Genomic DNA, 13,119 nt, shown 5'->3' with positions numbered 1-13,119 from the left:
TCATGTCGCTATTTAATATCTTCAATGTTTCCGGTTCGGCCATGAGCGCCCAGGCGCAGCGCCTGAACACGGTGGCCAGCAACCTGGCCAATGCGGACAGCGCCACCAGCGCCACGGGCGAAGCCTACCGCGCCAAGCAGGTGGTGTTCGAAGCCGTGCCCATGGCCAATGGCGCCACGGCCGTCAAGGTGCAGAAGGTGATCGAAGACCCGTCGCCGATGAAGCTGGTCTACGACCCGAAGAACCCGCTGGCCGACGAGAAGGGCTATGTCACCATGCCCAACGTCAATACGGTCGACGAGATGGTCAACATGCTGTCGGCGTCGCGTTCGTACCAGACCAACGTGGAAACCATGAACGCGGCCAAGTCGCTGCTCCTGAAAACCCTCACCATCGGCCAATAAGGCTGACTGATTATTATGGCAACCATCGATACCAGTACCTCTAAAATCACCGACCTGATGGCGACGATGAATCCGAAGAAGACGACGGCCGAGCCAGGCAGTGTCGAAGCGGAAACGAACAAATTCCTCACCCTGCTGGTCACCCAGCTGAAAAATCAGGATCCGATGAATCCGCTGGACAATGCGCAATTGACCAGCCAGCTGGCCCAGCTGTCGACGGTAACGGGCGTCAACAAGCTCAATACCACCGTGGAAAGCTTGAAAGCCAGCTACCAGCAAGCCGAATCGATGCAGGCGGCCAACATCATCGGCCATGGCGTCTTGACGGCGGGCAAGGATATCAACCTGAGCAAGAGCGCCGCGCTGCTGGGCGTGGACCTGGCCACGCCAGCCGACAAGGTCAAGGTCGTCATCTACAAGGATGGCAAGGAAGTCCATTCCATCGACCTGGGCGCACAGGCGGCGGGCACCTTGCCGCTGGGCTGGAACGGGTCCACCGCCGACCTCGACAAGGATGGCAAGCCGGTCGTGCTGGCCGACGGCGCCTACACCTTCACGGTGGAAGCGACGCGTGGAGGCACCAAGCTCAAGGATGCAACGGCGCTGATGTTCGGTTCGGTCGCCAGCGTGTCGACGGGCGCGAATGGCGTGAAATTGAATGTGCCGGGCGTGGGCAGCATCACCATGGCCGACGTGAAACAGATTCTGTAAGCCGCTTACCCTGAGCGTGACCCTCTACCCCTAATTTCTACCAGGAGAACACAATGTCTTTCCAACAAGGCCTGAGCGGCTTGAATGGCGCCGCCAAATCGCTGGACGTCATCGGCAACAACATCGCCAACTCGTCGACCGTAGGTTTCAAGCAGTCGCAGGCCCAGTTCGCCGACATTTATGCCAACTCGCTGTATGGCGTGGGCGGCAACCAGGCGGGGATCGGCGTGTCGGTCTCGCAAATCGCCCAGCAATTCAACCAGGGTAACCTGGAATCGTCGTCGAATCCCCTCGACATCGCCATCAATGGCGCCGGCTTCTTCCGTACCAGCGTCAACGGCGCCATCCAGTACTCGCGCAATGGCCAGTTCCAGGTCGACAAGAGCGGCTTCATCGTCAACGCCCAGCTGGCGCAGCTGACCGGCTATCCGGCCGACGCCAACGGCAAGATCGTCGCCGGCGCCATGGTGCCCCTGCAGATCGACCAGTCGGACATGAAGCCCCAGGCAACGACCAAGATCAGCACGGAAGTCAACCTCAATTCGAATACGTCCATGCCGACCACGGTGCCGTTCAAGACCACGGAAGACTCCTCGTACGGCAAGTCGTTTCCCGTGGAAGTCTTCGATTCGCTGGGTAATTCCCACATCATGTCGAATTTCTACGTCAAGACGGGCACCAACACCTGGGATGTCTACTCGGCCATGGACGGCACGGAAGTGACCAGCATGAAGGCCGCGGCCGCCCTGCAGACGGACGCCGCCTCGCTGGCCGCGCGCGCCGCCTACCAGGCCGCCGCCACGGCCGTGCCGCTGGTGCCGGCGAATGTGACGACCGCCGCCGTCGCCTACGGCAATGCTGCCGGTGCCGCCGTCTCGGCCGCCGCCGCCGCCGCGGGCGCCACACCGGCGCAACTGGCCGCCATCGCCGCCACCTATGGCAGTGCCGTGCCGAATGGCATCAACTCGAGCCGCACGCCCGACCAGATCGACGCGGCCATCCGCGCCGTCACCAATGTGCCAGCCGTCAAGACCGGTTCGCTGGTCTTCAACACCCTCGGCACCCTGGACCGGGCCGCCATGCTGGCCCTGACGCCGCCGCAAACCCTGCCCGTCACCGTCAACCTGCCAATCTTCCCGGCCACGGGCGCGAATCCGACCCTGTCGGTCCAGGTCGACTTCACCAAGTCGACCCAGCTGGGCAGCGCCACGGCGGAAAAGAAAACGGAAGCGGACGGCTACAAGGCCGGCCAGCTGAGTCAATTCATCGTGGGCGACGACGGCATCATCCAGGGCCAGTACAACAATGGCAAGACGCGCAGCCTGGGCCAAGTGGTGTTGAGCAACTTTGTCAACCCGAACGGCCTGGAACCGCTGGGCAATAACGCCTGGGTGGAAAGCTCGGCTTCGGGCAAGCCCGTCACGGCCGAGCCCAAGACGGGCAACCTGGGCAACTTGCGCGCCTCGGCGGTGGAAGTGTCGAACGTCGACCTGACGGCGGAACTGGTCAACATGATCACGGCCCAGCGCGCCTATCAGGCGAATGCGCAGACCATCAAGACGCAGGACTCGGTCCTGCAGACCCTCGTCAACCTGCGCTAAGAGTAAGGGGAGCCGTTCTGCCGGATGGCTCCCGGCTTTCGTTTTGCACGGAGAAAACACATGGACCGTCTCATCTACACCGCCGGCTCGGGCGCCAAGCACATCCTCGACAAGCAGGCGACCACGGCGAACAACCTGGCGAACGCCACCAGCACGGGTTTCCGTGCCCAGCTCGACTCGTTCCGCGCCGTGCCCGTGGTGGCCGACGGCATGATGCCGACGCGCACCTTCGTCGTCGATTCGACGGTCGGTTCCGATTTCACGCAAGGTCCGATGCAGCACACGGGCCGCGCGCTCGACGTGGCCGTGGAAAACGGCGGCTGGATCGCGGTGCAGTCGGCCGACGGTTCCGAAGCCTACACGCGCAACGGCGCCTTGAAGCTCAATGAAAACGGCATGCTGCAAACGCAGTCGGGGCTGATGGTGCAGGGCGATACGGGCCCGATGGCGATTCCGCCCGGCGTGACGGTGGCCATTGCCAGCGACGGCACGGTGGGCACGATTTCCACCGACGTGCCGCCAGGGCCATCGACGGTGCTGGGACGCATCAAGCTGGTCAACCCGCCCGAGCAGCAACTGGTGCGCGGCGACGACGGCCTGTTCCGCCTGAAGGATGGCACGGTGGCGCAAGCCGACCAGGCCGTCAAGCTGACGACCGGCGCGCTGGAAGGCAGCAATGTCAGCCCAGTCGACTCGATGGTCAGCATGATCGCCTTGGCGCGCCAGTTCGAAACGCAAATGAGCTTGTTGAAGAATGCCGAGAATAACGCGGCGAAAGCCACCCAGATCCTCGCTTTGAATTGATGGGGGCCACCGCATAATGGTCACATAGAAATAGTCTACAGAGCTGACTAGCGCTGTTATTGGAGAAAAATCATGATTCGTTCCCTTTGGATTGCCAAAACCGGCCTGGAAGCGCAGCAGACGCAGATGGACGTGATCGCCAATAACCTGGCCAACGTCAGCACCACGGGCTTCAAGAAGTCGCGCGCCGTGTTTGAAGACTTGCTGTATCAAAACGTGCGCCAGCCTGGCGCGCAATCGTCGCAGCAAACCCAGCTGCCATCAGGCTTGCAGATCGGTACCGGCGTGCGCACGGTGGCAACCGAACGCATCCATACGCAGGGCAATCCCCAGGCATCGGGCAATTCGCGCGACGTGATGGTCAACGGCACGGGCTTCTTCCAGGTGCTGATGCCGGACGGCGCCACCGCCTACACGCGCGACGGCTCGTTCCAGACGGACGCCAACGGCCAGCTGGTGACGTCCGAAGGTTTTGTCATCCAGCCCGCCATCACCGTGCCGACCAATGCGCTGAGCCTGACCGTGGCGCGCGACGGCACCGTTTCCGTCACCTTGCCCGACACGGTGGCGCCATCGCAAATCGGCTCGCTGCAATTGACTACTTTTGTCAATCCCGCCGGTCTGGAATCGAAGGGCGAAAACCTGTACATGGAAACGGGCGCTTCCGGCGTGGCGCAAACCAACACCCCGGGCACGAACGGCGCCGGCGTGCTGATGCAGGGCTATATCGAGACATCGAACGTCAACGTGGCCGAGGAAATGGTCAACATGATCCAGACGCAGCGCGCCTACGAGATCAACAGCAAGGCCATCACCACATCCGACCAAATGCTGCAGAAACTGTCGCAACTTTAATTTTCATAGTCGTCATGCCATCCGCCGCCGGATGGCAGCGGAGGTTCGCCATGCAATACCCCATCATCGCCTTGTTCTCTGCAGTCCTGCTGTCCGGCTGCGCCATCACGCCTACGTCCATCGTGCAATATCCGACCTCCACGCGCGCGCCGATGCCGGAACCGGTGGTCGTCAACAATGGCTCCATCTACCAGCCGTCGACCTACCGTCCCGCCTTCGAAGACCGCCGCGCGCGCCACGTGGGCGACACCATGACGATCGCCATCACCGAGCGCACGAATGCCGTCAAGGCGGGCGCCAGTTCCGGCAACAAGTCGGGCAGCGTGGGCTTCAGCACGCCGGGCATGCTGCAGGGCCGCCTGGGCGGTACCGTTTCGGCGAATGGCGCGACGAAATTTGCCGATGGCGACAACCAGTCCGCCAGCAACACCTTTAGCGGCGTGATCGGCGTGACGGTGATTGAAGTGCTGCCAAACGGCAACCTGATTGTCGCCGGCGAAAAACAGATCGCCATGAACAAGGGCACGGAATTCATCCGCTTCTCGGGCATGGTCAATCCGGACACCATCGGCACGGGCAACGTCGTGCCATCGACCCAGGTGGCCGAAGCGCGCGTCGAATACCGCACCAACAGCCAGATCGACCGCGCCGAAATGGCCTCGATGGCCTCGCGCTTCTTCCTCAGCCTGCTGCCATTCTGATCATGGCCACTTTCACCTTTCCCCGCTTTGCCGCCATTTTCGGCCTGGCCGTCGCCCTGCTGGCGCCCGTGGCGCAGGCCGAGCGCATCAAGGACCTGGCCAGCATCGCCGGCGTGCGCCAGAATCAGCTGATGGGCTATGGCCTCGTCGTCGGCCTCGACGGCAGTGGCGACCAGACCACGCAAACCCCATTCACCATCCAGAGCGTGGCGGCGATGCTGCAGCAGCAGGGCATCAACTTGCCGCAAGGCACCAGCTTGCAGCTGAAAAACGTGGCCGCCGTGATGGTGACGACGGCCTTGCCCGCGTTTGCCCAGCCGGGCCAGTTGCTCGACGTGACGGTGTCGTCGATGGGCAATGCGAAAAGCTTGCGCGGCGGCACTTTGTTGATGACGCCCTTGAAGGGCGCCGACGGCCAGGTGTACGGCATGGCGCAGGGTAACGTGCTGGTGGGCGGCGTGGGCGCGCAGGCGGCCGGCAGCTCCGTTGTCATCAATCATCTGAGCGTGGGACGCATCTCGGGCGGCGCGACCGTCGAGCGCAGCGTGCCTTCGGCGCTGGGCGCCAACAACACCATCCGCCTGGAATTGAACGCCACCGATTTTGCCACCGCCAGCCGCGTGGTCGACGCCATCAACAGCCGCTACGGCGCCGGCACGGCCGCCGCGCTCGACGGCCGCGTGATCCAGGTGCAGTCGCCCAGCGGCAGCGACCAGCGCGTGTCCTTCCTGGGCCAGCTGGAAAGCATCGAAGTCAATCCGGCCCGCCTGGCGGCCAAGGTCATCATGAATGCACGCACCGGTTCCGTCGTGATGAACCAGTCCGTGACCCTGGAAACGTGCGCCATTTCGCACGGCAACCTGTCCGTCACCATCAATGTCGAGCCGCAAGTGAGCCAGCCGGCGCCCTTGTCGGGCGGACGCACGGTGGTCACGCAGACGGCGCAGATCGATATCAAGAAGGAACCGGGCAAGGTCATGCTGGTCAAGGGCGGCGCCTCGCTGTCCGAGGTGGTGAAAGCCCTGAACGCCATCGGCGCCTCGCCGCAAGACTTGCTGGCCATCCTGCAGGCGATGAAAGCGGCCGGTTCGCTGCGCGCCGAACTTGAAATCATTTGATGGACACGCCATGATCAGCCAAACCGACCTCAGCAATACCGCCGCCTACGACGTCAAGGGCATGGATGGCTTGCGCCAGTCCGCCAAGGCGAAGGACCCTGCCGCCCTGAAAGAGGCGGCCACGCAATTTGAAGCCATGTTCATCAACATGATGATGAAAAGCATGCGCGAAGCCACGCCGCAGGACGGCATCATGGATAGCCAGCAAAGCAAGATGTACACCTCGATGCTGGATCAGCAGACGAGCCAGAACCTGGCCAAGCGGGGCACGGGCCTGGCGGACGTGCTGATCCGCCAGTTGTCGTCGTCGAACCAGGCGCTGGCCGCCGATGGCGCCGAAGCGCCGTCGCCCCGCTCGTCGAGCATGGCGCAGGCGCTGGCCGCCTTCCGCCAGCAGCAGGGCGCCCTGACGGAGGGCGCAAGCGGCGCCGCCGCCACCGGCAAGACCCTGAGCGACAAGGCCAACGCCACGCAGGCGCCGCACGTGCGCGCCTTCCAGGAAAAACTGGGCGTGCATGCGGAAGAAGCCAGCCGCGCCACCGGCATCCCGGCCAAGTTCATGCTGGGCCAGGCGGCGCTGGAAACGGGCTGGGGCAAGCGCGAAATCATCGCCCGCGACGGCAGCAGCAGCCACAACCTGTTCGGCATCAAGGCTTCCAGCGACTGGAAGGGCAAGGTCACGGAAGCCGTCACGACGGAATATGTGAATGGCAAGGCGCAGCGCAAGGTGGAAAAATTCCGCGCCTATGACAGCTACGCGGACAGCTTCAAGGATTATGCGCAGTTGATTACGAACAACAAGCGCTACGAGAAAGTATTGGCCAGCGCGGGCGACGCCAGCACGTTCGCCCACGGCTTGCAAAAGGCCGGCTACGCGACGGACCCGAATTACGCTGCCAAATTGACAAAAATTATCAAGAATTCGCTGGTCGGCTAGTAACACGCCGCACCCCTGTGCAGGCCGCGCGCTTCAAGTTTTCGCCGCGCCTGCCGTAAATACTCATGACAGTAACCAATAAGACACCATGACTTCGAATCTACTCAGCATCGGTAAGAGCGGTTTGCTTGCAGCGCAGGTGGGCCTGTCGACGACCGGGCATAACATCACCAATGCCAACGTGGACGGCTACAACCGCCAGGTGGTGCTGCAGCAGACGGCGCAGTTCAACAATGCAGGTTATGGCTTTGTTGGCAATGGTACCGAGGTATCGCAAGTCAAGCGCCAGTACGACGGTTTCATGGCGGCCCAGGTGAATGGCGCGCAGTCGGCCACCAGTTCGCTCGACGCGTATTACACGCAGATCAGCCAGATCGACAATATGCTGGCCGATCCCACGGCCGGGCTGTCGCCGGCGATGGCCGATTTCTTCAAGGGCGTGCAGGATTTCAGCTCGAATCCCTCGTCCGTGTCGTCGCGCCAGGCATTGCTGTCGAGCGCAAACTCGCTGACGGCGCGCTTCCAGGGCCTCAGCGCGCGCCTGACGGAAATCGGCGACGGCGTCAATTCGCAGATCACGTCGAACGTCAAGGTGATCAATTCCTACGCCAAGCAGATCGCGGAACTGAATACCTCGATTACCAACCTGACCGTGAATGAAAGCAATCAGCCCAACGATTTGCTGGACCAGCGCGACCAGCTGATCACGGAGCTGAACAAATACGTCAAGGCAACGGTTCAGCCGGGCGCCGGCAACTCGATTACCGTCTCGATCGGCTCGGGCCAGCCGCTGGTGGTGGGCGAAAAGAATTTTGAACTGGCCACCACGCCGTCGCCGACGGATCCGAGCCGCCTGGATGTGGGCTATGTGACGGGCACGAGCGTCACCAAGTTGTCGGAAAGCTCCCTCAGCGGCGGCTCGCTGGGCGGCTTGCTGGAATTTCGCAGCGGCAGCCTGGACCGTATCCAGAATTCGCTGGGCAAGGTCGCCATCGCACTGGCTTCCACCTTCAATGAACAGCACAAGCTGGGCCAGGACTTGAATGGCGAGATGGGGGCCGACTTCTTCAAGTTGCCCGATCCCGTCATCGGTGCCGACTACCGCAACAACGCGACCAGCACGACCGTGGTGTCGGCCAAGGTCAGCGATCCGACCAAGCTGACGGCCAGCGACTATGCCGTCAAGTATGACGGCGCCAATTACGTGGTGACGCGCCAGAGCGACGGCGCGAAAACAACCATCAACCCGTATCCGCAAACCGTGCCGCAAACCATCGACGGCGTGGATTTCTCGATCACGGGCGCGGCCGCCGAAGGCGACAACTTCATGGTCAGGCCGACCGCGCACGGCGCTTCCGATCTGGCCGTGGCGATTACCGACCGCAACAAGCTAGCCGCCGGCGCGCCGATCGCCACGGGCGCGCCCGTCAGCAACACGGGCAGCGGCAAGCTCGGCCTGGGTAGCGTGGACAAGGCGTATTTAACGCCGGGCAATGCCTTGACGAGTACCGTCACCTTGACGTACGACAAGGCGACCACCTCGCTGTCGGGTTTCCCCGCAGGCCAGGCCGTGACGGTGAAAGGCTTGAACGGCGCGACCACCACGTATCCGGCCGGCACGGCGAACATCCCGTACACGGAAGGCGACAGCTTCAGTTTTGGCGGCATCAACTTCAACATGACGGGCGCGCCCGCCCAAGGCGACAAATTTACCATCGCTCCGAACTCGGGCGGCGTGGGCGACAGCCGCAATGCCGCCTTGCTGGCAGGCTTGCAGACGAAAAACATTCTCGATGGCGGCAAGGCCACGTTCCAGGGTTCGTACGCGGAAACCGTCAGCTATGTCGGCAACAAGACGCGCGAAGTGCAAGTCAGCGGCCTGGCCAGTCTTGCGCTATTGCAACAAACCAGCACGCAGCAGCAGGCCGTCTCCGGCGTCAACCTCGATGAAGAGGCGGCCAACCTGTTGCGCTACCAGCAAGCCTACCAGGCTTGCGGCAAGGTCATGCAGATCGCCAGCACCCTGTTCGACGTGGTCATCGGCCTCGGACGTTAATTATTCAGGCGGCGGCGCATAGCGCCCCGCCGCCATCAGGAAGGGCAGCATCATGCGCATCAGTACCAAAATGATCTATGACGCGGGCAGCACGCAGCTGAACAATCTGCAGGGCGCGTTGAACCGCACCCAGATGCAGCTGTCGGCGAATCGCCGCAACCTGACGCCGGCCGATGACCCGATCGCCTCGGCGCGCGCGCTGGAAGTGACGCAATCGCAATCGATCAATACGCAATTCGTGACGAACCGCTCGAACGCCAAGAATTTTCTTTCGCAGGAAGAGCTGGCCCTGGCCAGCACGACCTCGCTGATCGCCGACGTGCAGGATCTGGTGTTGAAGGCCGGTAATCCAGCCTTGAAGGATATCGACCGCCAGAGCCTGGCCACGGAGCTGAAGGGCCGCCTGACCGACCTGATGGGCATCGCCAACACGTCCGACAACGCGGGCGGCTATCTGTTTTCCGGCTACAAATCGACGACGCAACCGTTCAGCCAGACGCCGGGCGGCGCCACCTACGTGGGCGACCAGGGCCAGCGCGAGCTGCAAGTGGGCTCGGCCCGCTACCTGGCCACCAGCGACTCGGGCGCGGCCGTGTTCGAGAATAATTTGACGGGCAACGGCAAGTTCACCACGGCGGCCGATCCGGGCAACTTCGCGCGCGGCGGGGCCGGCATCATTTCCGGCGGCACCGTCACCGATCCCACCAAGCTGACGGGACACAAGTACACGATCGACTTCCAGGTGACGGGCACGGGCACGGATGCCAAGACGACCTATACCGTGACGGACGTGACCCTGGGCCAGACCATCCCGAATCCCGCCGTGCCGGTGGCCTATAAATCGGGCGACGCCATCAACTTTGACGGCCAGCAAGTCAATGTCGCGGGCAAGCCGGCCGACCTGGACAAGTTCACCCTGGAGCCCAGCGGCAAGGAATCGATCTTTACCACGATTACCAACCTGATCGGTGCGCTGGGCGAACCGGCCTCGGGCGACGCAGGGCAGGCGCGCCTGACGGCCAGCCTGAACACGGCGCACGATATTCTCGACACGGCCTACGACAACGTGCTGTCGGTGCGCGCGGAAGTCGGTTCGCGCCTGAAGGAACTCGACACGCTCGACAGCGCCGGCGACGACCTCGACCTGCAATATGCGAGCACCCTGTCCGGCTTGCAGGACCTGGACATGGTGAAGGCGATTTCCCTGTTCAGCCAGCAGCAGATCACCCTGCAGGCGGCGCAGAAGTCCTTCACGTCCATCTCGGGACTGTCGCTGTTCAATTACATCAGGTAGGCGAGCCGCATCGGATGAGCGGCAAGCCGGGGCAGGGAGCACATCTCCCGCCCCGGCTTTTTTGCGTCCGCACGATGGCCGCCACCGTGCAAGCCTGGACGGCGCTGCGCCTTGCATTCGGCAGCGACCAGCCCTGAGGCTGGCTATCGGGGCGGCAGCAGGCCCGTGCGGGCGGCGGACAGGATGGCGCCGCTCAAGCCGTCGAGCAGGTTTGAGGCGGCGCGTGCCGTGTGCCAGTGCAGGGGCACATCCAGGGGCGAGTCCGGCAGCAGTTCGACCAGGCTGCCATTGTCGAGACAGGCCTGGATCAGCGCCTGCGGATGCAAGCCCCAGCCCATGCCGGCCAGGCTTGCCGTGACGAAGGCGTGCGACGAGGGCAGGGTGTGGCGCGGCAATTCCACGTGCCGGTGGCACAGGCGCCGCACCCAGCGCGATTGCAGCTCGTCCTTGGTATTGAAGACGAGGCTGGGCGCCAGCGCCAGGCTGGCGGCGCCCACGCCGTGGGCAAAATGCCGCTGCATGAAGGCGGGACTGGCCGCCGCCAGATAACGCATGGCGCCCAGCGGCCGGCTGTTGCAGCCCGATGCGGGGCGGGCCGTGGCGCTGACGGCCGCCAGCACGGCGCCGCTGCGCAGCCACTCTGCCGTATGGTCCTGGTCGTCGACGGCCACTTGCAGCAGCACCGGGTGTGTGGCCGCGAAGTCGGCGATGGCGGGCGCCAGCCAGGTGGCCAGGCTGTCGGCATTCACGGCGATGGGCACGCTGGCGCGCGACATGCCCTGCGCCGCCAGTGCCGGCAAGGTGCCTTGCAAATCCTGTTCCAGCAACTGCACCTGGTCCACGTGCTGGCACAGGCGGCGGCCCGTCTCCGTGGCGCGGCAGGGCTGGTCGCGTATCACCAGCGCGCAGCCGACGCGCTCTTCCAGCAGGCGGATGCGCTGCGAAATGGCCGATGGCGTCACGTGCAAGGCGCGCGCCGCGCGCTCGAAACTGCCTTCGCGGATGACGGCGGCCAGGGCGGCGAGGGCTGCATAGTCGAGCATGAGTGAAGTTTTCCTTAACTGGCAATAGAAAAGGTAGTTTGCCTTCATTACGTGCGGCTGGCAAGATCGCCGCATGACACTCTCGACCGCCACCACACCACTCGTTTTTTCCGTCTTTCTCCAGGGCTTGACCCTGGGCCTGGGACTCATCGTTGCCATCGGCTCGCAAAATGCCTTTGTCTTGCGGCAAGGCTTGCGCCGCGAACACGTAGGTGCCATCGTGCTGTTTTGCGCCCTGGCCGACGCGGCGCTGATTGCCGCCGGCGTCCTGGGCATGGCCAGTGCGCTGGGGCAGCGTCCCCTTCTGGCCAGCGCGCTGGCGCTGGGCGGCGCCGCTTTCCTGGCCGTCTACGGTTGGCAAGCCCTGCGGCGCGCGCGCCGGCCGCAGCAGTTGCGCGCGGCCGAAGGCGGGGCGCAACTGGGCCTGGCTGCCATCCTGGCCCAGGCGGCGGCGTTTACCTTGCTCAACCCGCATGTGTATCTGGATACGGTATTGCTGGTGGGAAGTATCGGTGCCCAGCAGCCGGGCGCGCTGCGCGCCTGGTTTATCGCCGGCGCCAGCGCGGCCAGCCTGCTGTGGTTTGCCTCGCTGGGATTTGGCGCGCGCTGGCTGGCGCCGTGGTTTGCGCGGCCCCGGGCCTGGCAAGTGCTCGATGGCTTGATTGGTATCACGATGTTCGTGCTGTCGGCGCTGCTGCTGCGCCACGCGCTGGGCTGGTAGCCCGGATCAGGGCGCGGGCGGCAGCGGCGCCGGCGCAGGCAGTGCCGGGCGCAAGGGATTCGGCGGCGCGGGCGGTGGTGGCCGGTCGCGCGTGGCAAAGCCGCGCGGCAGCAGACGCGCCGTTTCTATGCCGCGCAGGAACATGTTCTGGAACGGCGTGGCCAGGTAGGGCAGGACCATGCTGATCACCAGCAAGCCCACGCCCAGGGTGACGGGAAAACCGATACCGAAAATGTTCAGCTGCGGCGCGGCCCGCGTCAGGATGCCCAGCGCCACGTTGGTCAGCAGCAGGGCGGCGATGATGGGCAGCGAAATTTGCAGGCCGGAACGGAAGATTTCTCCGCCCCAGGCCGCCAATTGCTGGAAACCGCCGCCGCTGATGGGACTCGACGAGATCGGCAGGCTGACAAAGCTTTCCGCCAGCGCCGCCAGCAAGACCAGGTGGCCGTTGACGGTCAGAAACATCAAGGTGGCCAGCATGACGAGGAACTGGCTGATGGCGGAAGACCTGCCCTTGGTTTGCGGGTCGAAGAACGAGGCGAAACCCAGGCCCATGGTGAGACTGCTGATCTCGCCGGCCATTTCGATGGCGGAAAACACGATGCGGATGGAAAAGCCCATGGCCAGGCCCACCAGCATCTCCTGCGTGAGGATCAACAAGCCGGGCAAGGACATCGGATTGACGGCAGGCAAGGCCGGCACCGTGGGGGCGATGATCATGGCCAGCAGCGCACCCAGGGTCACCTTGACGGTGGCCGGCACGGATGCGTTGCCGAACAGGGGGGCGGCCGCGATCAGGCCGAGGATGCGGCTAAGCGGCCACAGCAGCGCTGCGATCCACGTGTTCAGTTCGATGCTGGACAGGGTCAGCATG

13 protein-coding genes are annotated in these 13,119 nt (G+C 63.8%); 11 read left to right on the top strand and 2 right to left on the bottom strand.

Annotated elements, in window-relative coordinates:
• Positions 1-2: 2 nt before the first annotated feature.
• From flgC to flgL, 10 genes are all read left to right on the top strand, one after another.
• On the top strand, positions 3-404 hold the full coding sequence (gene flgC / locus P9875_RS23930) for a flagellar basal body rod protein FlgC (RefSeq protein ID WP_034754081.1): 402 nt from the start codon (positions 3-5) through the stop codon (positions 402-404).
• Positions 405-419: 15 nt separating this feature from the next.
• Positions 420-1,115, top strand: a complete 696-nt coding sequence (locus P9875_RS23925) for a flagellar hook assembly protein FlgD (protein WP_035821390.1) — start codon at positions 420-422, stop codon at positions 1,113-1,115.
• Positions 1,116-1,168: 53 nt separating this feature from the next.
• Complete coding sequence (locus P9875_RS23920; RefSeq protein ID WP_278316785.1) at positions 1,169-2,716, top strand: flagellar hook protein FlgE; 1,548 nt, start codon at positions 1,169-1,171, stop codon at positions 2,714-2,716.
• 60 nt (positions 2,717-2,776) lie between these two features.
• On the top strand, positions 2,777-3,520 hold the full coding sequence (locus P9875_RS23915; protein ID WP_035821385.1) for a flagellar basal body rod protein FlgF: 744 nt from the start codon (positions 2,777-2,779) through the stop codon (positions 3,518-3,520).
• Between the two features lie 72 nt (positions 3,521-3,592).
• The gene (gene flgG / locus P9875_RS23910) at positions 3,593-4,375 is read left to right on the top strand and encodes a flagellar basal-body rod protein FlgG (RefSeq protein ID WP_034754070.1); all 783 of its coding nucleotides are present in this window, start codon (positions 3,593-3,595) and stop codon (positions 4,373-4,375) included.
• Positions 4,376-4,425: 50 nt separating this feature from the next.
• Entirely contained in the window at positions 4,426-5,076 is a 651-nt protein-coding gene (locus tag P9875_RS23905) for a flagellar basal body L-ring protein FlgH (RefSeq protein ID WP_099402989.1), read from the top strand.
• A gap of 2 nt (positions 5,077-5,078) precedes the next feature.
• Entirely contained in the window at positions 5,079-6,194 is a 1,116-nt protein-coding gene (locus P9875_RS23900) for a flagellar basal body P-ring protein FlgI (protein ID WP_099402990.1), read from the top strand.
• Positions 6,195-6,204: 10 nt separating this feature from the next.
• On the top strand, positions 6,205-7,131 hold the full coding sequence (gene flgJ, locus P9875_RS23895; RefSeq protein WP_099402991.1) for a flagellar assembly peptidoglycan hydrolase FlgJ: 927 nt from the start codon (positions 6,205-6,207) through the stop codon (positions 7,129-7,131).
• A gap of 88 nt (positions 7,132-7,219) precedes the next feature.
• Complete coding sequence (flgK, locus tag P9875_RS23890; RefSeq protein ID WP_051958993.1) at positions 7,220-9,187, top strand: flagellar hook-associated protein FlgK; 1,968 nt, start codon at positions 7,220-7,222, stop codon at positions 9,185-9,187.
• Between the two features lie 52 nt (positions 9,188-9,239).
• Positions 9,240-10,481, top strand: a complete 1,242-nt coding sequence (gene flgL / locus P9875_RS23885) for a flagellar hook-associated protein FlgL (protein ID WP_035821373.1) — start codon at positions 9,240-9,242, stop codon at positions 10,479-10,481.
• A 143-nt stretch (positions 10,482-10,624) separates the two neighbouring features.
• Here flgL and P9875_RS23880 read toward each other — a convergent pair whose 3' ends face one another.
• A complete protein-coding gene (locus P9875_RS23880) occupies positions 10,625-11,524 on the bottom strand; it encodes a LysR family transcriptional regulator ArgP (protein ID WP_278316784.1) in 900 nt (299 codons plus the stop codon).
• 73 nt (positions 11,525-11,597) lie between these two features.
• Here P9875_RS23880 and P9875_RS23875 point away from each other — a divergent pair, with 73 nt between their 5' ends.
• Positions 11,598-12,245, top strand: a complete 648-nt coding sequence (locus P9875_RS23875) for a LysE/ArgO family amino acid transporter (RefSeq protein WP_278316783.1) — start codon at positions 11,598-11,600, stop codon at positions 12,243-12,245.
• 6 nt (positions 12,246-12,251) lie between these two features.
• On the opposite strand, the gene fliR is transcribed toward P9875_RS23875, so the two are convergent.
• A complete protein-coding gene (fliR, locus tag P9875_RS23870) occupies positions 12,252-13,118 on the bottom strand; it encodes a flagellar biosynthetic protein FliR (protein WP_035821367.1) in 867 nt (288 codons plus the stop codon).
• Position 13,119 lies beyond the last annotated feature (1 nt).

Source organism: Janthinobacterium rivuli (assembly GCF_029690045.1).
GTDB classification, from domain to species: domain Bacteria; phylum Pseudomonadota; class Gammaproteobacteria; order Burkholderiales; family Burkholderiaceae_D; genus Janthinobacterium; species Janthinobacterium rivuli.
This window is presented reverse-complemented; position numbering and strand designations above follow the sequence as displayed.